The organism is Corynebacterium sp. CQ3829_602738 (genome assembly GCF_054478435.1).
The window spans coordinates 1,911,131-1,931,759 of record NZ_CM137003.1 but is presented as its reverse complement, the minus strand read 5'-3'; the positions used below and the strand labels follow the sequence as shown (position 1 = coordinate 1,931,759).

The window sequence follows — 20,629 nt, the reverse complement described above, 5'->3', positions numbered from 1 at the left end:
CTTCAGGTGCGCCTTGGAAGCGGTGGGGCACGCGTGTGCGTCATGTACCCTAAGTGCGGTATTTACCTCCGCACTAACAAAGGGGATTCGTAGTGGCTGAGTTCATCTACACGATGAAAAACGTCCGCCGAGCCATCGGCGAGAAGGTCATCCTGGACAACGTCACCATGGCGTTTTACCCGGGCGCCAAGATCGGCGTCGTGGGCCCGAACGGCGCCGGTAAGTCGTCGCTGCTGAAGATCATGGCCGGCATCGACCAGCCGAACAACGGCGAGGCGTTCCTCCAGCCGGGCGCGTCCGTGGGCATCCTGCTGCAGGAGCCGCCGCTGAACGAGGAAAAGACCGTGCGCGGCAACGTCGAGGAGGGCCTCGGCGAACTGTTTGAGAAGAAGCAGCGCTTCGAGGAAATCGCCGAGGAGATGGCGACGAACTACTCCGACGAGCTCATGGAAGAGATGGGCAAGCTGCAGGAAGAGCTCGACGCGGCCGACGCGTGGGAGATCGACTCCAAGATCGAGCAGGCCATGGAGGCCCTTCGCTGCCCGCCTTCCGACGCACCGGTGACCAACCTGTCCGGTGGCGAGCGCCGTCGAGTAGCACTTGCGAAACTGCTGCTGAGCGAACCGGACCTTTTGCTCCTCGACGAGCCGACCAACCACCTCGACGCCGAAAGCGTGCTGTGGCTGGAGAAGCACCTGCAGACCTACCCGGGCGCCGTGCTGGCCATTACCCACGACCGCTACTTCCTGGACAACGTCGCCGAGTGGATCTGCGAGGTCGACCGCGGCAAGCTCTACCCCTACGAGGGCAACTACTCCACCTACCTGGAGAAGAAGGCCGAGCGCCTTGAGGTCGCCGGCAAGAAGGACCAGAAGCTGCAGAAGCGCTTGAAGAAGGAACTGGACTGGGTCCGCTCCTCTCCGAAGGCCCGCCAGGCCAAGAACAAGGCCCGTCTGGAGCGCTACGAGGAGATGGCGGCAGAGGCCGAGCAGTACCGCAAGCTCGACTTCGAAGAGATCCAGATCCCCACCCCGCCGCGCCTGGGCAACAAGGTCGTCGAGGTGGAGAACCTGAACAAGGGCTTCGACGGCCGCGTGCTGATCAAGGACCTGTCGTTCACCCTGCCGCGCAACGGCATCGTCGGCGTGATCGGCCCCAACGGCGTGGGCAAGTCCACGCTGTTCAAGACCATCGTCGGCCTCGAGGAAGCGGATTCCGGCTCTGTGGAGGTCGGCGAGACCGTCAAGATCTCCTACGTCGACCAGAACCGCGAGAACATCGACCCCGAGCAGACCGTCTGGGAGGTCGTCTCCGACGGCCTGGACTACATCCACGTCGGCCAGAACGAGATGCCGTCGCGCGCCTACCTGTCCGCCTTCGGCTTCAAGGGCCCGGACCAGCAAAAGCCATCCAAGGTGCTCTCCGGCGGCGAGCGCAACCGCCTGAACCTGGCACTGACGCTGAAGCAGGGCGGCAACCTGATCCTGCTGGACGAGCCGACCAACGACCTCGACGTCGAAACGCTCGGCTCGCTGGAAAACGCGCTGCAGGCCTTCCCGGGCTGCGCCGTGGTGATCTCGCACGACCGCTGGTTCCTGGACCGCACCTGCACCCACATCCTGGCCTGGGAGGGCAACGTGGAAGAGGGCAAGTGGTTCTGGTTCGAGGGCAACTTCGGCGACTACGAGGCCAACAAGGTCGAGCGCCTCGGCGAAGAGGCCGCGAAGCCGTCGCGCGTCACCCACCGCAAGCTCACCCGCTAGGAGCACACCATGGCTGAGATCCACGTCCACACAATCCCGGTGCGCTGGAGCGACTTCGACCGCTACGGGCACGTGACCAACTCCGCCTACATCGAGCTCGCCCAGGAGGCGCGCCTGGCGTTCGCGCAGGAGTTCTTCTACTCCCAGGGCCACGAGTTCGTGGTGTTCGTGCGCCGCCTCGAGGTGGATTACGTCCGTCCGATCCTGCCCAACACCACCGAGGTGACGGTGGAGACGCAGGTGTCCAACGTGGGCAACACGTCCTTCACCACCCGCCAGGAAATCAAGGATGCGCAGGGCAAGGTCTGCTGCGTGATCGACTGCGTGCAGGTCACGGTGGATACCACCACGACCTCGCCGCGCGAGATCACGCAGAAAGAGATCGGCATCCTGTCAAAGACGGCCGGGGCCTAAGTGGTCGAGCTTCACATCGAGCGCGGCGCGCGCGGGCTCACCGCGCTGCTTTCGCGCGCGCTCGCGCTGGACGCCCAGGCCTCCGCGCGCATCCAGGAGGTGGGGGAGGGCCAGCTCGACGTGTTTGTGACCACGCCGTTTGATGCCATTGCTTCTCGACGCACCTCCGGCACCACCACCGACCCCGGCGCCACCGTCAGCGCTCGCGATTTGCTCGACGCGCTGCAGTCCGGCGCGACCGAGGTAGGCCCCGCCCGCGACGCCGCCTGGCCCGGGGCCCTGCCGCCGGCGAGCGGCTTCATCGCCCGCGAGGAAGTGCCCATCGGCGTCGCCCGCCGCCTGGCGGACGAGGGCCGCAACCTGGCCCGGCAATTCTCCGGCCCGGCCGGCCCACCGCGCTCGCTTCTCGACGGGGTAGTGCTCACCGCCGACGCCGACAGCGACACCCCCGTGGAGATCCCCATGCGGATGATCTTCGCCTGCACCTCGCTCGGGCTGATCCCCGGCTTCGAGGCCCCCGCCGAAATCCCGCGCCACCTGCGCGTTGCCACCTCCGGCAGCTGGGTGCGCTTGGACGCGCCGTTCGGCTCCGTCTACCGCAGCACCCGGCCGAACCTGCTGTTTTAGTATGCGCGCGGGCCCTGGTTGATCATCATGTAGGCCACGCGCTGCATGTGGTTCCACATTTGGGCGCGGTAGGCGGGCGGCAGCTCGTCGTCAGTAAATTGCTCCATGGAATTGCCCATGAGCTCCAACCAGCGGTCCGCCTCCGCCTCACCGATGGCGAAGGGCAAGTGGCGCTTGCGCAGCATCGGGTTGCCGCGCTTTTCCTGGAAGGTGCGCGGGCCACCCCAGTACTGCACCAAAAACCAGCGCAGGCGGTCCTGCGCGCCGTCCCAATCCTGGTCCGGGTACATCGGGCCGATGAGGTCGTCCTTCTTGACCTGCGTGTAAAAGCCCTCGACGAGGCGGTGGAAGAACGCGTCGCCACCGACGGCGTCGTAAAGCGTCTGCTCCTGCTTAGGACCGATCTCCATTTTGCTCCTTCATCTCTACAAGCACAGAATCCATCGCCGTGAGCACCACGTCCTGCTCGTGCAGCGCCGCGAGGATGCGGTGGTTCAGGTGGCGCGCCACGCCCCACTGCTCGCCCGGCATCGTGGTCACGCTCAGGCGGAACGACACGTAGGTCGGGTTGAACTCGCTGGGACCCAGCATCGTCGGCGTGCCCATGACCACATCGCGGATCTCCGGATCCTGGCACGCGGCGACTGCGGTTTCCTCGATGACGCGCGAGACCTTGTCCGGGTTGGCCATGACCGACACCGGGATCTGCAGACGCGCCGTGGAGAAACGCGCAGAGTGGTTGCCCACCTGCTCGATATCGCCGTTGCGGATGTGCCACAGAGCGCCGTCCATGTCCCGCACCGTGGTGATGCGCAGCGACATCTCCTCCACCTCGCCGACAATGTCGCCGACCTGGATGGTGTCGCCCACGCCGAACTGGTTCTCAATGAGGATGAACATGCCGGAGAAGAAATCCTTCACCAGCGACTGCGCGCCGAAACCGATGGCCACGCCGACCACACCGGCGGACGCGATCAACGGCGCGACGTTCACGCCAAGCTGGTCCAGCACGGCGAGCGCCGCCCACGTCCAAATCACAATCGCGGCGACGGACCGGCCCACGTTGCCCAGCGTCTTCATGCGCTGCTGGCGGCGGGCCTCCTGCGCCCGGTACTGCGGGGTGTCCTCCACGGTGGGGGCGATGAACGGGGTGCGCTCGATGCCGTGACGGGTGGCGCGGTTGATCACCTTGCGCGCCAGCCAGCTCAGCACCAGCGCGACCACGATGATCAGCAGGATCTTCACGGGGCGTTCCACCACGAGTTCGTGGGTGGCTGGGTCGTTCCACCAGTTGGTGACGCCGTCGACGGCCTCGTCGACCTTTTCTGCAGTATCTGTTTGCGCTTTCATCGGGAGCGAGTCTAGTGCATAAAAATGCCCGCGGAATGAACCGCTTGGTCTACTGTCTGTGGGCATGACTGGATTTGCTACCGACGCCATTCACGCCGGATACGAACCCGACAGCCTGTACGGGCCGATCAACACGCCGATCTACGCCTCCACCACGTTCGCCCAGGACGGGCTGGCGGAGCTGCGCGGCGGCTACGAGTACACCCGCGTGGGCAATCCCACCGTCACAGCGCTGGAAAAGGCGGTCGCCGCGCTGGAGGGCGCCGAGTACGCCGTGGCGTACTCCTCGGGCATGGCGGCTATCGACGTCATCCTGCGCATCCTGCTCAAACCCGGCGACCACATCGTCGTGTCCAACGACGCCTACGGCGGCACCTACCGCCTGATCCAGCAGGTTTTCACGCAGTGGGGCGTGGAAAACACCGTGGTGGACATGACCAACCCGGAAGAGGTCGCCGCGGCCGTCAAGGACAACACCAAGGCCATCTGGGTGGAAACGCCGACGAACCCGATGCTGGACATCGTGGACATCGAGGCGATCGCCGCCGTGAAAAAGCAGGCGACCCTGGTGGTGGACAACACCTTCGCTTCCCCGTACCTGCAAAAACCCTTCGAGCTCGGGGCGGACGTTGTGGTGCACTCCACCACGAAGTACATCGGCGGCCACTCGGACGTCGTCGGTGGCATCGTCTGCGGCGACGACTCGCGCGTGCCCGGTTTCCACGAGCAGCTGCGCTTCTTCTTCGGCTGGGTCGGCGCGAACCCGTCGCCGTTCGACACCTACCTCACCGGCCGCGGCCTGAAGACGCTTTCCGTGCGCATGGACAAGCACTGCGACAATGCGGAAGCCGTCGCAAAGTTCTTGGATGCCCAGCCCCAGGTCGCGCGCGTGTGCTACCCGGGCCTGGAAACCCACCCGGGCCACGAAACCGCGAAGAAGCAGATGACCCGCTTCGGCGGCATGGTCTCCGTGCTGTTCCAGACCACCGAGCAGGCCAAAACCTTCTGCAAGTCCACCAAGCTGTTCTGCCTGGCGGAGTCTTTGGGCGGCGTGGAGAGCCTGCTCGAGCACCCCGCCACCATGACGCACGTTTCCGTCGCCGGGTCCGCGCTCGAGGTGCCGGGCGAGCTGGTGCGCATCTCGGTGGGCATCGAGGAGGAGGCCGACCTCATCGCCGACCTCGAGCAGGCGCTTACGCGCTTGTAGCGTCGACCTCGCGGTTGCGCACCGCACGCGCGATGCGGTCCTGTCCCTCGGCGATGACGCGCTTCAGCCCGGCGGGGGCGTCGCCGTTCAGCAGCCCATTTGCCTTGTCCACGGCCGCCGCGGTGACGTCCCAGCGCGGGTACATGCCCTCGAGGGTGCGCTGCGCCATCTCGTTGGTGAGGCGATCCCACAGCGCGGGCGCGGCGCGGAAGTACTCGTCGGTCAGCCCCTCGAGCCCGTCGTAGGTGAACGTCAGGCCGTCCATGAGGTAGCGGGCTTCGAGGTTGGTCAAGTCGTCTTCCACGAGCTTGTTCCAAGCCCATCGCTTATCGACGACAGCTCTCGCCCGCAGACGCGAAATCGCGCCCTCCGACGTGTTGTCCTGCTCCTGCTCCGCCGCCTCCAGCGGCAGGGCGCCTGCGGCGATGAGGTTGGTGATGGCCAGCCAGCGCACCTCCTGGTTGTCGGAGCGTTCCAGCAGCGCCTTGAAGTAGGCGACGGTCTCCTCGGTCGGCGTCAGGCGGGCCAGTGCGCGGTCGAAGATGGCGGCCGGCTCCGCGCCGCGGAACGCGGCGTTGAGCAGGTCCATGCCCTCGCCCTCCCAGGCGGGGTCGACGTACTGGCGCACTGCCTGGGTCGCCTGGGCGAGCAGGCGCTCCTGCACGCTCGGGTGCGTCTCGGCGGCGGCGTGGGCGGCGACCAGCTTCACAAACTCGCGGGCGGCCAGCTCGCCGTCGCGCACCGACTCCCACAGCGACGACCAGATCAGGGTGCGCGCCAGCGAATCCTCGATCTCGCCGATGTGCTCGAGCGCGAATTTCTGGTGCTCCGGGGTCAGGCGCATCTTCGCGTAGGTCAGATCGTCGTCGTTGACAATCGCCAGGTCGTGTTCGACGCCGGCGAGCTCCGGGATCTCGGTGCGTTCGCCGTCGATGTCGGTCTCGATCTGCTTGACGCGGGAAACGGAGCCGTCGACAAGCTTGTAGAGCCCCACGCGCACACGGTGCGGGCGCGGATCCTCCTGCAGCACCGCGAAGTGCTCGCCGATCTCCGGGCGCAGCGTCGACGGGCCCGTGGTGCGCAGCCACTTTTCGGCCCAGCCCGAAAGGTCGCGGCCCGACGCCTCCTCGAGCGCGCCGAGCAGGTCCGCGAAGGTGGCGTTGGAGTAGGCGTGGTTGTCGAAGTGCTTGCGCACGCCGGCGAAGAACTCCTCGTAGCCCACGTACGCCTGCAGCTGCTTCAGCACCGACGCGCCCTTGGCGTAGGTGATGCCGTCGAAGTTCTGCTCCGCGGTCTCAATGTCCGGGGCGTCCGCGGCGATCGGGTGCGTGGACGGCAGCTGGTCCTGCTGGTACGCCCACGCCTTCTCCACGGACGCGAACGTGGTCCACGCATCCGCGTACTCGCCGATCGCCGTCTGCGCGGTGGCCGCGGACCAGGTGGCGAAGGACTCGTTGAGCCACAAATCGTCCCACCACTGCATCGTGACCAAATCGCCGAACCACATGTGCGCCATCTCGTGCAGGATGGTGTCGTTGCGGCGCTCCAGGCGGTACGGGGTGGGCTCGGAGGTGAAGATGTACTCGTCGCGGTACGTCACGCAGCCGACGTGCTCCATCGCGCCCATGTTGTACTCCGGGCAAAACACCTGGTCGTACTTGTCGCCGAACGGGTAAGTGCGGCCGAAGTTGGCGTGGTAGAAGTCGAAGCCCTCCTTGGTCTGGCGGAAGATGCGCTCCGAATCCATGTGGGGGATCAGCGATGCGCGGGCGTACAGGCCGAGCTCGATGGTGCGGCCGTCGCCGGCGTCGTAGGTGTCGGAGATGCGCTCAAACTCGCCGGCGCAGATCGCGATGAGGTAGGTCGACAGCGGGTAGTCGATCGTGGTGGTCCACGTCGCGGTGCCGTCGCCGTTGTCCGTGCGGGTGACCGCCTCGTTGAGGATCACGGTGTAGCGCTCCGGGGCTGTGACGCTGACCTTGTAGGTGGCCTTCAGGTCCGGCTGATCGAAGCCGGCGAACACCTTCATCGCCATCGCCGGCTCGAACTGGGTGTACAGGTAGTCCTTGCCGTCCACAGGGTCGGTGAACTTGTGCAGGCCCTCGCCGGTGCGGTTGTAGGCGTCGTGGGAGGTGACGGTCAGCGTGTGGGCGCCGTCGCTAAGCGAAAGCTCCCGGCCCGTCTCATCGCCGTCGAGGGTGGCCTCGAAGCCTGCCGCCACCAGGTCGAAGTGGGTGGCGCCCGCCTTCGAATCGAAATGGACGGTGCTCACCGTGGTGAACTCGTCCGCGTCCGTGATGTCCACGGCGATGTCGTAGCGGACGTTGGAAATCAGTTCAGCGCGCTCCCGCGCGTCCTTGCGAGTCAAATTCGTCTTCATCTGCCGCAGCCTACACGCGCTATCGTGGGCGCCATGACGGAACAAGTGAAATTTTGGTTTGACGTATCCTGCCCGTTCGCATGGCAGACCTCCCGCTGGATCAAAGAGGTGGAGAAGGTCCGCGACATCGAGGTCGAGTGGGTGCCCATGTCGCTCGCAGTGCTTAACGACGGCCGCGACATCCCCGAAGACTACGCAGCCATGATGGAAGCGAACTGGGGCCCGGCCCGCGTGTTCGCGAAGGTCAAGGAGGAGCAGCCCGAGAAGGTCGACGAGCTGTACACCACGATGGGCACGATGATCCACGCCGGCGGCGAAGGCGGCAAGAAGGGCGACGGCGCCTACGACGAGATCATCGCGAAGGCGCTGGCGGAGGTGGGCCTGCCGGAAAATTTCGCTGAGGTGGCCAACACGTCCGACTGCGACGATTTGCTGCGCGGCTTCCACGCCACCGCCATGGACGCCGTCGGCGACGACGTGGGCACCCCGGTGGTCAAGCTCGGCGACAACGCGTTCTTCGGGCCCGTGATCACCCGCGTGCCGGAAGGCGAAGAGGCCGGCGCATTGTTCGATCACGCGGTTGGGTTGGCGGAGTTCCCGTACTTCTTCGAACTCAAGCGCACCCGCACGGAGATGCCCCAGGTACGCTAAACGCCATGCGTATTTACCTTGGAGCAGACCACGCCGGATTCGAGCGCAAGAACCAGATCAAGGCCCACCTTGAGGCCCAGGGCCACGAGGTGACCGACTGCGGCGCCCACGAGTACGACGCCTTGGACGACTACCCGGCGTTCTGCATCGCCGCCGCTGAGGCCGTGGTGGCGGACCCGGGTGCGCTGGGCATCGTGCTCGGCGGCTCCGGCAACGGCGAGCAGATCGCCGCGAACAAGGTCAAGGGCGCGCGCTGCGCCCTGGCGTGGTCGGAAGAGACCGCGAAGCTCGCCCGCGAGCACAACAACGCACAGCTCATCGGCATCGGCGGCCGCATGCACACCGAGGAAGAGGCACTCGCAATTGTCGACGCCTTCGTGTCCCAGCCGTGGAGTGAAGAGGAACGCCACCAGCGCCGCATCGACATCCTCGCCGAGTACGAGCGCACCGGCGTCGCGCCCGAGCTTCCGTAAGCTGCGTCACCAGCCCGCGAAGTAGCGCTCCAGCTGCAGCGGGCCTGCCACCGGCGTGAGCCCGAAGTCTTCGGGGTGCGCGGTGGCCGGCTCCAGCTCCAGCGCGGCGGCGCGCTTCGTGCGCACCACCGTGCCGTCGGGGGAGAGCACGTAGTCCACCGCCAAAAGCGCGCCTAAGTCCTGCGGCGCCCAGCCCGCGCCGACGGCGATGCTCACCCGTGCGTCGACTTCCGCCGTGCCCACCCGCGGGTCGTGCGCGAACAGCGCCGGCACCTCCGCGACGCGCACGTACGCGCCGACTTTCAGCCACTCCGCAATGACGAAGTCGCGCACCCCCTCGCCGTCGAGCTCCGGGACCTCCACCTGCATGTCGAAGGTGTCGAAGATGACCCCGTCCGGCCGCGCCAGCGGGTGCGTCACGCGCCGGGCCAGGGCCAGCGACTCGGCGTTTTTGACGGCGGTGGCGGCGGCGGGGTCGTCGTAACGCTGCCCGAAGTCCTCCTCCGCGTGGTGCGCGACGGCCGCCGGCTCGTGCACGAAGCTCGCACCGGCGTTCCAGGCGCGGAAGCCGAACTCCCAGTCCTCGCCGCCGTAGCCGACGAGCGTGCCGTCGAAGCCGCCGACCTCGTCGAAGAACTCGCGCGAGCACGTCAGCACCGCCGAGATGATGTAGCGCCAGGAGCTGTGGTCGGCGTTGCGGAGGTTGGCGGTGGCGGACCAGGCGTCGATAAGCCATTGCGGCTCTTTGTCCTCGGCGCCGGTGCGGCGCGCGCCGACGACCACCGCCCGCGCATCGCCCACGACGTGCGGCACGACCGCGGAGAGGTAGCCGGGCTCGGGCACGGTGTCGGCGTCGAGAAACGCGAGCACCTCGCCGCGCGCCGCGTCCGCGCCGAGGTTGCGCGCCGCGGCCGCCCGGAAGCCCTTGTCCTCCTGGCGCACCACGCGCACCCCCTCGATTTCGGGCGGTTCGGCGGAGCCGTCGTCGGCCACGACGATCTCCACTTCGCCCGCGTAGTCCTGCGCGCGCACCGCCGCGACGACCCGCTCGAGCGCTTCCGCGTCGTTGTAGTGCGGGATGACCACGCTCACAAAAGGCCAGCTAAACGCCATGTTTCCTCCCACAATTCGGCGACTTCGGCCCAGCCGTAGCGCGGCGGGTCCATCTGCTTGGGCACATGCTTATCGACGGCCTCCCGCCACCCGCCGTCAGCCACCAACGTCACGCGCCCGGGCAGCCACGCGTCGATCTCGCGGGCGTAGGCGGAGTCGCGCACCAGCACGGTGCGGCCCGCGCCCAGCCAGGCCATCAGCGAGCCGGAGGCGGAAAAGTGGCGGTGCGGGCACACCGGTACGGCGATGCGGCCCATCTCGGCGGCGAGTTGGGCGTCGGAAAGCCAGCCCGTGATCTCGGCGTCGAGGTTTTCGGCCCATGTTTCGTGGCCGTGTGAGACCGCGCCGAGGAAGCGCAGGCGGCGGTCCGGCAGTGCTGCGATGAGGTCCTCGTGGCCCTTGCCGGGGTAGAGGAACCCCAGCACGCCGACGCTGCCCGGCTCGGGGTTGAAAGGGGAGTCGATGACCGGGATGGGCAGGCGGATCACGGTTGTTGCGGCGTCGAAGAAGGACGCCTCGTGGTCGGAGTTGACCACCGCGGCGTCCGCCCTTTCGACCAGCTCGCGGTAGACGCGTGCGCGGCGGGCGTAGCGCTCGGCGCCCTCTTCGGGCTGGGGGATGTCGTGCAGGCTCACGGACAGCGGGCCGTCGATGCGCGCCAAAAGAAGCTCAGCCGTGTCGCCGAAGAGGTGGTCGGTGAACGTGACGTGGACGGGGCCGGTGAGCGGGGAGTCGCCGAACGTCTCTTCCCGGATCACCTCAGCCCCGGTGGCGCGGGCGAGCCCGAGGGCGTACTCGGTCACCCCGTGGCCCACGGGGCCGACGATGAGATGTTTCATGCAAGCAACCCTAGATTCGCAATGCGCTCGGCGTGGCGCTGCAGGCCATGGGCGACCAGCGCCGGGCGCTCACGGTAGAACTCCAGCTGCGCGGCGCGGATCTCGTCGACGTCGATGACCCCGCCGCCGCGCTCGCGCCACTCATCGCGGCCTGCAACCGGAACGCCGAGGGCGTCGGCGGCCGCGGCGTCGATAGGCGCGTCCAGCCCGCCGAGCATTTCGTAGTCGGGGGCGACGGGCTCGTCGGAAAGCCCCAGCTCCTCCAGCACCCGCGATGCCATGAACGCAAGGGTGGCGTTGTCGGGGTGGTTGACGGTGTGCCACACCGGGTTTGTCTCCAGGTAGTCCGAGACGACAACCGCGCCGTGGGCGCGCTCGCGCACCCGCATCTGCTCGACGGACATCGCGGCTGCGCGGCGCAACGCATCCGGCGACGGCGCAGCGGCCCCCGCGTACCCCGCGGCGGCGGCCAGGGTGCGCAGGTCGTGGTACGGCACCACCGGCGGGTTCAACGACGGGTCATCCGGGTCGCGGATGATGGCCTGGTGGGGCATGAGCCCGTCGAAACGCAGCACCGGCACGACCACGCGCCGCGCCGACGTACGAAGTTGCCGGGTGCCCACGGGCAGGCCGCGGTAGTTGTCGCGGATCGGCTGGGTCACCAGCACGTCGGCGCGGGCCACGAGGTCCAAAAACCACCCCATGTCCGCCGCTTCAAGCTCGTGGACAGGGGCGATGCGCTCGCCGGTGAAGTGCCCGGTGGACATCAAAAGCTTTCGGGTGGACTCCGCTTGGCAGTTACCGACGACAACAAGCAGCATGCCAACACAGTATGCGAAAACGTTTATATTAGTGGGGTGCGCGTTCTGTCTATCCCCTCCGGCCACCCGTACACGCAGGCTATCCGCCCTGCCGGCGTGGAGTTTTTGCCGGACCCGGACATCGGCGGCAACTGGTGGCCGCACCCCGCCTTCGAGGCGGAGTTTTGGCGCGACCCGCCCGCCGTGGACCTGGTGCACATCCACTTCGGCTTCGAGCACCGCACGCCCGCGCAGATCGCCGAGCTGTGCCGCGCGCTGCCGGTGCCGCTGGTGCTCACGGTCCACGACCTGGACAACCCGCATCTTTCGGATCAGACCGAGCACCACGAGCGGTTGCAATTGCTTATCGACGAAGCTTCCGCCCTCATCACCCTCACCGACCAAGCCGCCGACATTCTTACCCGCGACTTCGGCGCGGGCGACGTGCGGGTGGTGCCGCACCCGCGGATCGTGGAGGACCCGGTGCACGTCGAGGCGGGGGATCGCGCGGCGGTGTTTTTGAAGTCGGTGCGCTCTAACGTGGTGTCGGACGCGCAGTTCTACCGCGAAATTGCGGCGCAGGTGCCGTTGGATGTGTATGTGCATGGGGGAGCGGAGCTTTCGTCGATAGGCACTGTGGTGCACGAACCGATGAGCGACGACGAGCTGCACGCCGCTGTCGGCCGCGCCGGGGTGTGCGTGCTGCCCTACACCCGCGGCACACACTCAGGGTGGCTGGAGATGTGCCGCGACCTCGGCGTTCCCGTGGCGGTGCCGGACTGCGGCTGCTACGCCGGGCAAGCCGACACGCGCGACGCGGTGGAGGTCTACCGGACCGGCGACGGGCGCGCGGCCGGTGAGGCTGCGGCGCGGCTGCTCGCGCGCGGGCCGGTGCCGTACGCCGGCGACCGGGCGAAACAGCTGGACGAGGTGCGCCGCGCGCACGAGGAGATTTACAGGAAAGTGGTGAGCGAGTGACCGTTGCCGCGAAACCCGCGCCGCGCGCCTCGCGCACCGGCAAGCTGCGCATCGCACTGGTGGGGCCCGCGCGCTACCCGGTGCGCGAACCCTACGCCGGCGGGCTGGAAGCGTTCTGCCACACCATGGTCGCAGCCCTGCGCGACCTGGGCCACGACGTGGACTTCTTCGCCGCCGAAGGCTCCGACGGCAACGACAAGACACTCGAACTGCCCGGGGTGGACTGGGGCGCGGACGCCGCAGACGCCACCGACACCACCTACCCCGAAGGCGGCCGCGAGCGCGAAAACGCCGCGTTTGTGCAGCTGCGCCGACTGTTAGTCGCCCGCGGCTACGACGTGGTGCACAACAACAGCCTCAACCCGTACATCTTTCCCTCGGCCGCGTCGCCGGAGCCGCTGCCGATGCTGACCACGCTGCACACGCCGATGGTCGAGGAGATCCAGGCCGCCATCACGGCCGCCGGCCTGCGCGCCGGGCGTTTCGCCGCCGTCAGCCGCACCACCGCGCGCGACTGGCGCCTGCCCAGTGAGCCGGTGATCATCCCCAACGGCGTCAACGTGGACCTCTGGCGCCCGGGCAGCGGCGGCGGGACCGCGGTGTGGTTTGGCCGCCTCGTGCCGGAAAAGGGCGCGCATTTGGCTATCGACGCCTGCCGCACCGCCGGCATCCCCCTCGTCCTGGCAGGTCGCAACGGCGACCACCACTACTTCCGCGACGAAATCGAGCCGCGGCTCGGGCACGACGCGCAGTGGATCGGCGAGCTCTCCCACGCCGAGCTGCGGCGCCTGGTCGCCGGGTGCGGCGTCGCGGTGGTCAGCCCGCGGTGGGAGGAACCGTTCGGGCTGGTCGCGTTCGAGGCGATGGCGTGCGGCACCCCGGTTGCGGCGTTTCGCCGCGGCGGCATGGGCGAGCTGCTCCGCGACGCCCCCGCCGCCCTCGCCCCAGCCGACGACGTCGACGCGCTCGCCGCCGCGATCGGACAGGCGCGTGGAATTGAGAGGGACGTGGTGCGCCGTTGGGTCGTCGAGAGGCATTCGCTCGCCCAAACCGCGAAGCACTACACCGACATCTTCCGCCAGGTGGCGGCGTTTGGAAAGGTAGGACAATGATCGGGATCTACGCCCACCACCACGGCTCCGGGCACCTGCACCGCTGCCGCGCCATCCAGCGCGAACTGCGCGCGATGGGGCATGAGGCGCAGATTTTGTCCACGGCTGGCGGGGACGTTGCGCTTCTCGACGATGCCAGCGCCGGCCCACGCGAACTGCGCAGCGGGCGCGCGATGACCGCCGGGGGCACGTTGCACTACGCGCCGTACGGGGCGCCGCAGATCGCATCAAGGTTCGCGCAGATCGCCGACTGGGTGGCCGAGAACCAGCCGGAGGCGTTCTACGTGGACGTGTCCAACGAGGTCGCCGCGTTCGTGCGGATCATGGGTGTGCCGGTGGTGGTGCACGCGATGCCCGGCTACCGCGGCGACGCCCCGCACCAGCTGGCGTACGCGCAGGCGGATGCGATCGTCGCGGCGTGGCCGGACTGGGTCGAGGTGCCCGATCACCTGCGCCCGCACGCGGACCGGTTGCACGCCGTCGGCGGGATCTCGCGCCTGACCCCGCGCGAGGGTGTCGAGCGCGACCCGAACCACGTGGTGGTGATGGCGGGCCTGGGCGGCTCGACGTGGTCGCCTGCCGACTGGGAAGCGGTGCAGGCCGCCTGCCCCGAGTACCGTTTCACGTTTTTGGGCGGCGACAACCACGTCGACGACCCGACGGAGCTGCTGCAATCCGCGGGCATCGCCGTGACCGCCGGCGGGCAGAACTCCGTGGCGGACCTCGCCGCCACTAACACCCCGGCGGTGATCCTGCCGCAGCCGCGCCCCTTCACCGAGCAAAAGGCGGGCGCGAAAGCGCTCGAAAGCTTGGCGACGGTACGAAACGCCTTCCCCGCCCCCGAAGAATGGCCCGAACTGCTGCGCCGCCGCGACACCGACTGGGCCCGCTGGCAGACAGACGGCGCGGCGCGCCGGGCCGCCGAAGTCATCGCTGGTGTGGCGGAGAACCCCGGCCAGCCCGCGACCTGCGTGATCACGCTCGCCGACGTCAACCGGCGCGACCACCTGACTCACCAGGTCAACCTCATGCCGATGGGCGTCGACCACGTCACCGTCGCACTGAATGATGTGGACGAGTTGGCCAAAGCGGTGCCGAAAAGCTGCGTGGTTCCAGGACCGCGCAACCTCGCCGCCGCCCGCAACCTGGGCGCGAAGGTGGCCATCGAACGCGGCGCCGAGGTGCTCGTGTTCCTGGACGCGGACTGCCTTGCCTCCGACGCGCTCGTGCCGCGCTACGTCGCGGCGCTCACGCAGCGCCCCGAGGCCGTCGCCGCAGGTCCGGTGACCTACATGAAGCCGGGCGAGCTGCGCGTCACCGACCCCGACCCGCACCCCGCCCGCCCCAACCCGGCCGACGGCGAGCTCGTCGACGCCGACAACTACAACCTGTTCTGGTCCCTCTCCTTCGCCCTGACCGCGAAGACGTGGGCGCGCATCGAGCGCGACTTCGGCGGCTTCGACGCCGGCTACCAGGGTTACGGCGGGGAAGACACCGACTTCGCCCGCGAGCTCGAGCGCCACCGCATCCCGCTGATCTGGGTCGGCGGGGCGCACGCCTACCACCAGTGGCACCCCGTTTCCTCGCCACCGTGGGAGCACATCGAGGACATCGTCGCCAACGCCAACCGATTCCACGACAAATGGGGCACCTTCCCCATGGAAGGTTGGTTGGAGGCGTTCGAGGCCGAAGGCGCCGTCGAGAAGCAAGATGCCCCGAAGCGCTATATCCTGCGGAACCATGAACTTCACCGTCCACGAGGGAAGCACTGACTGCCCGGTGATCGTGCACGTGCCGCACGCGTCGCGCGAGATCCCGGCCGAGGTTGCTGCTGATTTCATCGCCACCGACGACCAGATTGCGCGCGAGCTCGACCACGTCACCGATGACCACACCGACACCCTCGCCGCGGCCGCCGCCGAGCAATCCGGGTGCGCGCCGTGGATGATCGTGAACAACCTTTCGCGCCTGGTGGCGGACCCGGGGCGGTTCTCCAACGAGCGCGAATCCATGGACTCGACCGGGCGCGGCGCCATCTTCCTCAAGCTTGGCGACGGCAACCCGCTGCGGCCTTTGGACATGGACGTCGCAGACCTGAAGGCCGAGTACTACTTCCCGTACGCCGACGCGGTGTCCAAGCTGGTCTCCGGCCGCATCCAGGACTGCGGCTGCGCTGTGATCGTCGACGTGCACTCCTACAACAACCAGCCCGACGAGTACCGCATCCACCCCGGCAAACTCCTGCCGGATGTGTGCATCGGTACTCACTCTGTGCACACGCCCGCCGTGCTTGCCGACGAAGCCGACCGCACCTTCACCACCGCCGGCTTCGACGTGGAGCGCAACACCCCCTTCGCCGGGGCGTACGTGCCGGTCGACTACGACAAGAACACCTCCGTGTTGGCCGTGATGTTCGAGGTGCGCAAAGACCTGCTGGAAAACGACGAGTCGCGCGTGCGCGTCGAGGCCGCCCTGGCCGAGGTGATCCGCAAGGCCGTGGAGATTTCCCGCACCGACATGGGCCGCCCGATGTAGCCGTTTTTGGGCATGCCTGTATCCCCGCCCGGGTGGGGCGGGTTTTCGGTGTGTGGCGGGTTAGCCGAAGAGCAGTTCCATCGCGCCCGGGGTAGTCATCGGGACTTTCGTGCCGTTGGGCGCGACCCAGTGGATGCGGGCGTTCGGGTTGTCGATGTAGCCGAACGGGCCGTTGCGGTTGTCGGCGTTGACCCCGTTGTGGAAGGGGCAGAGTTCGGCGAGGTTGTCCATGTTGCTCATTCCCCCGTAGCGCCACGCGTTGATGTGGTGGGTTTGGGTGGTCTCTGCGGAGTGTTTGCAGTCGGGAAACGCGCACGACGGGCAAAGCAGCTTCGACATGACCTTCTGCTTGACGTTGGCGCAGCGCTTACCGTAGTACAGGTTGACGGGTCCTTCCTGGGGGTGGAACGCGGCGACTTCGAGTATGTCGCCAAATTCGTGCTCCATGTATTCGGCACCGGTCATGGTGGTGCCGTCGGTGCAGATCAGCGTGACCTCGTCTGCGTGGCCTGATTGGATGCGGGCCCAGTCGGCGATCGGCACCAGGATGATCGGCCGGAAGTTCGCCTTCGGTATGCCTTTGCCGTCGCGCAGGATCCCGATAAGGGTGTGGGCCATTTGGGCGGCGGCGGGGTCGTCTGCGTCGATGAGTTTGCGCAGCAGGTGCTCCAAATCTGCGAGGTCGCGCTCGTTGTAGGTCAGGATCATGGTGCGCATGCCCGCTTTCGAGCGGGAAAACTTACACGAGGGTGGGGCGGGTTTGACGGGTTGTTTGATCAACCGTTTGATGCGCTTGGTCAACGCCCGGTAGGAGCCGCGGTGGCGCACCAAATCCAACCTAATGCGCCAGCGTTCGGCTGCCCCTTCGACGGCGAGGAGTTTCTTCTCGATGTGCACGAGCTGGTCGATAGGTAAACCCTCGGCGGCGGCGAGGGCGTCACGTTGTTTGCGGGTGAATTGGGTCGGACCAAAGTAGGTGTGGTGCACCCGCGCCAAGTCGCGGACCCGGCCAGACGACAGGCCGGCGGCCATGGCTACATCGCGGTCGAAGTCGGCGAGGACGGAAACGCCTGCGGAAACAAAGTCGGTGAAGTTCATGGCCTGAAAGCTATGGCGGCCACACAACACCAAACAAGACCCAAATCAAAATCTGTGGATAACCCCCGCCGGTTGTTGACGCCGCAACACAGTTGTCCACAGAAACGCAAAACGCGGTGGCGCAAGCACGCCACCGCGGTATACGTTGCAAAGTTTTAGCGCTTGGACACCTTGCCGGTCTTGCCCGCCACAGGCGCGACCACCGAGGCGCGCGCGAAGAACCAGCCCAACGCCGTCACACCCGCCGCGACCAGGAACAACACCACACCGATCCAGCTGGTGGCGTCCTCGCGCGCGGCGAACATCGCGTTCATGTTGCCGCGCAGGCCGGTGGTGAGCACGAGGAACACGTGCACCACCACAAACGCCACGAAGTAAATCATGGTGGGGAAGTGCACCGCGCGCGCCCACGACACCGGCACCGCCTTCCACGACGCCGGCCACATGCTGCTCATGCGGAAACCAGACACGATGGCCAGCGGCGAGGCGATAAAAACGGTGACGAAGTACGACAGCTCCTGCAGCGCGTTGTAGTACAGCCAGGGGTTTTCCGTCGGCCAGTCCAGCGACAGGTACTGCAGGCCCGCCGACACCGCGTGCGGGATCGCGTCCCAGCTGGTGGGCACGATGCGCATCCATTGGCCGGTGGTGAACAGAAGCACGAAGAACACCACGCCGAGGACGACCCACGCGACGTCGAGAAGCTGGTGCAGCCAGAGCGTCACCGAGATCTTTTTGCCGCCCTTCTTCGGCTGCCAGTAGGCGGCGGGGCGTTTCTCGCGGCGCACGTCAATGCCTGTTTTGATGATCAGCGCCATCAGGAACATGTTGAAGAAGTGCGCCCAGTTCAGCCAGCCGGGCAGCCCGGTGGGGGCGTTGTCCGGCAGCGGCTGGATGCCGTTGTAGCGGGCGATGAAGTCGGCGCCGGCCTCGGTGCCCACGTACCAGCGCGCGCCGAACACGGCCGCGGCGAGCAGCAGCAGCGCACCGATCGCCCATGGGAGCCATTGCCTTACGACGCTCTCCGGTTTCCCCGCCGTCGCCTGCGCGGGTGCCGGCTGCGGGGTCGGTTTCGGGGCCGGCGCGGGTGCTGTTTTGGCCACCGCGTCGTCGACCACCGTCGCCGCAGGCGCTGCCGCGGTCTCGGGCTGTGGCTCGGGCTCCGCAACCGGCTCCGGCGCGGCGACGCGCACGGTGCCGGCCGGCGGCCACGGTTCGCCGCCCTCGACGCGCGGCAGGCCCTGGCGCAGCGGCACCTCGACGGTGTGCGCCGGCTCGGCAACGTCGGCAGCTTCTGCGGCGGCAGCGGCACCAGCGGCGGCAGCGGGCGCCGCGACGCGCACCGTTCCAGCGGGCGGCCACGGCTCGCCGCCCGGCACGCGCGGAAGGCCGCGGCGCAGCGCCACATCGGCGGCCTCGGCCGCGTCGGCAACGGGTGCAACGTCAGCAGCAGCGTCCTCGACCGGCGCGTCGGCAACGTCGACGGTGCCGGCCGGCGGCCACGGCTCGCCGCCTGGAACGCGCGGCAGTCCTCGGCGGAGTTCTACCTGCATTACTTGCGCGCCTCAATCTCGGAGATGATGTCCGGCACCAGGTCGAACAGGTCGCCGATGATGCCGAAGTCGGCGATGTCGAAGATCGGGGCGTCCTCGTCGGAGTTGATCGCCACGATGGTGTCGGCGGTCTGCATACCCACCAGGTGCTGCACCGCGCCGGAGATGCCGACGCCGATGTAGAGCTTCGGACTGACCATCACGCCGGTCTGGCCGATCTGCGCCTCGTACGGCACCTGGCCTTCGTCGACGGCGGAGCGGGTGGCGCCGATGGCGGCCCCGAGGGCGTCGGCGAGCCCGCCGACGAGGTCTTCGAACATGTCCTCGTCGCCCAAGGACACGCCGCCTGCTACGACCTTGTCGGCGGTGAGCAGGTCGGGGCGGTCGGAGGTGCGCTCGACGGGGGTCACGGAGAGCACTTCTGCCTCTCGACGTCCCGTCGGCGCCACCTCCAACTCGCGCACCTCAGGCGTGGCCGCCTCCGCACGCGTTTCCACCGCACCCTTGCGCAGGGTGATCACCGGCGCGGAGTGCGTCGCCGCGGCAGAAGCGGTGTAGACGCCGCCGAAGTTCTGGTGCTCGGTGACAATGCCCTGGTCGTCGCGGCTCACAGACACCGCGTCGGTGAGCAGCGCCCTGCCTGTGCGTGCGGCGAACCGGCCGGCGGCTTCGCGCCCGCGCACGGTGTGGGCGAACAGGACGGCTGCTGGGAAGAGTTCGTCGAAGGCGGCGGTAGCTGCGTCGATAAGCGGGGCGTTGGACACCAGCACCACCGCGGCGCCGAGCGCACCCAACTCCTCTGCGTGCGCGCGGTCTGACGCCAGCACCACCGGGGTGCCGACGGCGGACGCGGCGCCGATGAGCTCGGCCGCAACGGGGCTGACCGAGCCGTCGAAGGAGCGGTCCGGGACAACAAGAATCTGGGTCATGGCTGCTCCTTAAATGAGGTTCTTGGATTCGAGGAAGTCCACCAGGCGGGCGGCGGCGGTGGAATTGCCGTCGATGATTTCGCCGCGCTCGCGCTCCGGGCGGCGCTCGATGCTGGTCATGATGGCGCGCGGGTGCGTGAAATCCTCCGGGTCCACGCCGAGCTCGGCGAGGGTGACGGTGCGCAGCTCCTTCTTCTTCGCGGCCATCAGCCCCTTGAAGTTGGGGTAGCGCGGGTCCGCGAACTCGTCGGCGACGGACACCACGGCCGGCAGCTGCGCTTGCAATTCGACGGTGGCGGCGTCGGAGGCCTGGGTGGCGCGCACGGTCTCGCCCTCGAGCGTGAGCTCGGTGAGGTTGGTCAGCACCGGCCAGTCCAAAAGCTCGGCCATGAAGGGGGCGATCACGCCGGTGCCGCCGTCGGAAGACTCGGCGCCCGCGATGACGAGGTCGTAGCCCTGCTTCTCGACGAGCTCCGCCAACACCTCACCAGTCAACGTCGCATCCGCGCCCGCGAGCGCGTCGTCCGAGACGATGTAGGCCTCAGAAGCGCCCATGGCGATGCCGCGGCGCACCGAGTCGGCGGAGGACTCCGGGCCGACGCTCAAGATCTCAACCTCGACGTTCTCGCCGGCCTCGGCGATGCGCAGCGCGGCCTCGACGGCGCGCTCGCTGACCTCGTCGGCGACGACGTCGCCGGAGCGGTCCGTCAAACCCGTCTCCAGGTTCATTTCGCGGTCACTGTACGTGTCCGGCACTTCTTTCAGCAGCACAGCAATGCGCACGGCCACTCCTTGCTCTTGAGCTTT

General features: G+C 67.8%; 20 protein-coding genes. 10 read left to right on the top strand and 10 right to left on the bottom strand.

The annotated features are described in order from the left end of the window. The first annotated feature begins 92 nt into the window (after nt 1-92). From ettA to ACX1NL_RS09290, 3 genes are read left to right on the top strand one after another with little or no spacing between them, the layout of a single operon-like run. Nucleotides 93-1,763, top strand: coding sequence for an energy-dependent translational throttle protein EttA (gene ettA / locus ACX1NL_RS09300; RefSeq protein ID WP_269511257.1), 1,671 nt, complete (start codon nt 93-95; stop codon nt 1,761-1,763). A 9-nt stretch (nt 1,764-1,772) separates the two neighbouring features. After that, complete coding sequence (locus ACX1NL_RS09295) at nt 1,773-2,177, top strand: acyl-CoA thioesterase (protein ID WP_239306200.1); 405 nt, start codon at nt 1,773-1,775, stop codon at nt 2,175-2,177. Then, complete coding sequence (locus ACX1NL_RS09290) at nt 2,178-2,804, top strand: hypothetical protein (RefSeq protein ID WP_181888962.1); 627 nt, start codon at nt 2,178-2,180, stop codon at nt 2,802-2,804. It begins immediately after the preceding gene. On the opposite strand, the gene ACX1NL_RS09285 is transcribed toward ACX1NL_RS09290, so the two are convergent. Both ACX1NL_RS09285 and ACX1NL_RS09280 read right to left on the bottom strand, forming a co-directional pair. Next, entirely contained in the window at nt 2,801-3,214 is a 414-nt protein-coding gene (locus tag ACX1NL_RS09285; RefSeq protein ID WP_181888961.1) for a globin, read from the bottom strand. The genes ACX1NL_RS09290 and ACX1NL_RS09285 overlap by 4 nt on opposite strands. Then, nucleotides 3,198-4,154 carry a mechanosensitive ion channel family protein gene (locus ACX1NL_RS09280; protein WP_458897991.1) on the bottom strand — a complete coding sequence of 319 codons (957 nt, stop codon included), beginning with the start codon at nt 4,152-4,154 and terminating at the stop codon, nt 3,198-3,200. Before ACX1NL_RS09280 ends, ACX1NL_RS09285 begins: the two co-directional genes overlap by 17 nt. 64 nt (nt 4,155-4,218) lie before the next feature. Between ACX1NL_RS09280 and ACX1NL_RS09275 the strand changes: the two genes are divergently transcribed. Next, the gene (locus tag ACX1NL_RS09275) at nt 4,219-5,361 is read left to right on the top strand and encodes a cystathionine gamma-synthase (protein ID WP_458897990.1); all 1,143 of its coding nucleotides are present in this window, start codon (nt 4,219-4,221) and stop codon (nt 5,359-5,361) included. Here the strand turns inward: ACX1NL_RS09275 and pepN are convergent. Beyond that, on the bottom strand, nt 5,348-7,741 hold the full coding sequence (pepN, locus tag ACX1NL_RS09270) for an aminopeptidase N (RefSeq protein WP_458897989.1): 2,394 nt from the start codon (nt 7,739-7,741) through the stop codon (nt 5,348-5,350). The two genes, ACX1NL_RS09275 and pepN, sit on opposite strands and share 14 nt — an antisense overlap. 33 nt (nt 7,742-7,774) lie before the next feature. On the opposite strand from pepN, the gene ACX1NL_RS09265 reads away from it, so the two are divergent. Continuing rightward, nucleotides 7,775-8,392, top strand: a complete 618-nt coding sequence (locus ACX1NL_RS09265) for a mycothiol-dependent nitroreductase Rv2466c family protein (protein WP_181888957.1) — start codon at nt 7,775-7,777, stop codon at nt 8,390-8,392. A 5-nt stretch (nt 8,393-8,397) separates the two neighbouring features. Continuing rightward, a complete protein-coding gene (locus ACX1NL_RS09260) occupies nt 8,398-8,865 on the top strand; it encodes a ribose-5-phosphate isomerase (protein ID WP_181888956.1) in 468 nt (155 codons plus the stop codon). Nucleotides 8,866-8,871: 6 nt separating this feature from the next. Here the strand turns inward: ACX1NL_RS09260 and ACX1NL_RS09255 are convergent, their stop codons facing one another. Genes ACX1NL_RS09255 through ACX1NL_RS09245 form a run of 3 tightly spaced genes read right to left on the bottom strand, consistent with a single transcriptional unit; the run spans nt 8,872 to nt 11,638 of the window. Further along, complete coding sequence (locus ACX1NL_RS09255; protein WP_458897988.1) at nt 8,872-9,978, bottom strand: glycosyltransferase family 2 protein; 1,107 nt, start codon at nt 9,976-9,978, stop codon at nt 8,872-8,874. After that, the gene (locus tag ACX1NL_RS09250; protein ID WP_458897987.1) at nt 9,954-10,817 is read right to left on the bottom strand and encodes a glycosyltransferase family protein; all 864 of its coding nucleotides are present in this window, start codon (nt 10,815-10,817) and stop codon (nt 9,954-9,956) included. The genes ACX1NL_RS09255 and ACX1NL_RS09250 overlap by 25 nt, the downstream gene beginning before the upstream one ends. Continuing rightward, a complete protein-coding gene (locus ACX1NL_RS09245; protein WP_458897986.1) occupies nt 10,814-11,638 on the bottom strand; it encodes a WcbI family polysaccharide biosynthesis putative acetyltransferase in 825 nt (274 codons plus the stop codon). Before ACX1NL_RS09245 ends, ACX1NL_RS09250 begins: the two co-directional genes overlap by 4 nt. Before the next feature lie 36 nt (nt 11,639-11,674). Here ACX1NL_RS09245 and ACX1NL_RS09240 point away from each other — a divergent pair, with 36 nt between their 5' ends. Genes ACX1NL_RS09240 through ACX1NL_RS09225 form a run of 4 tightly spaced genes read left to right on the top strand, consistent with a single transcriptional unit; the run spans nt 11,675 to nt 16,242 of the window. Next, nucleotides 11,675-12,595, top strand: coding sequence for a glycosyltransferase (locus ACX1NL_RS09240; protein ID WP_458897985.1), 921 nt, complete (start codon nt 11,675-11,677; stop codon nt 12,593-12,595). Next, on the top strand, nt 12,592-13,707 hold the full coding sequence (locus ACX1NL_RS09235) for a glycosyltransferase (protein ID WP_458897984.1): 1,116 nt from the start codon (nt 12,592-12,594) through the stop codon (nt 13,705-13,707). Before ACX1NL_RS09240 ends, ACX1NL_RS09235 begins: the two co-directional genes overlap by 4 nt. Then, nucleotides 13,704-15,479, top strand: a complete 1,776-nt coding sequence (locus ACX1NL_RS09230) for a glycosyltransferase (RefSeq protein ID WP_458897983.1) — start codon at nt 13,704-13,706, stop codon at nt 15,477-15,479. Before ACX1NL_RS09235 ends, ACX1NL_RS09230 begins: the two co-directional genes overlap by 4 nt. After that, nucleotides 15,448-16,242 carry an N-formylglutamate amidohydrolase gene (locus ACX1NL_RS09225; protein WP_458897982.1) on the top strand — a complete coding sequence of 265 codons (795 nt, stop codon included), beginning with the start codon at nt 15,448-15,450 and terminating at the stop codon, nt 16,240-16,242. The genes ACX1NL_RS09230 and ACX1NL_RS09225 overlap by 32 nt, the downstream gene beginning before the upstream one ends. Before the next feature lie 60 nt (nt 16,243-16,302). Here ACX1NL_RS09225 and ACX1NL_RS09220 read toward each other — a convergent pair whose 3' ends face one another. The 4 genes from ACX1NL_RS09220 to ACX1NL_RS09205 form a co-directional block, all read right to left on the bottom strand. Next, nucleotides 16,303-17,340, bottom strand: coding sequence for an HNH endonuclease signature motif containing protein (locus ACX1NL_RS09220; protein WP_458897981.1), 1,038 nt, complete (start codon nt 17,338-17,340; stop codon nt 16,303-16,305). A gap of 155 nt (nt 17,341-17,495) precedes the next feature. Then, on the bottom strand, nt 17,496-18,893 hold the full coding sequence (locus ACX1NL_RS09215) for a cytochrome b/b6 domain-containing protein (RefSeq protein ID WP_458897980.1): 1,398 nt from the start codon (nt 18,891-18,893) through the stop codon (nt 17,496-17,498). Then, the gene (locus ACX1NL_RS09210) at nt 18,893-19,822 is read right to left on the bottom strand and encodes an electron transfer flavoprotein subunit alpha/FixB family protein (protein WP_458897979.1); all 930 of its coding nucleotides are present in this window, start codon (nt 19,820-19,822) and stop codon (nt 18,893-18,895) included. The genes ACX1NL_RS09215 and ACX1NL_RS09210 overlap by 1 nt, the downstream gene beginning before the upstream one ends. Nucleotides 19,823-19,831: 9 nt before the next feature. Beyond that, nucleotides 19,832-20,605, bottom strand: a complete 774-nt coding sequence (locus tag ACX1NL_RS09205; protein ID WP_458897978.1) for an electron transfer flavoprotein subunit beta/FixA family protein — start codon at nt 20,603-20,605, stop codon at nt 19,832-19,834. Between the last annotated feature and the right edge of the window lie 24 nt (nt 20,606-20,629).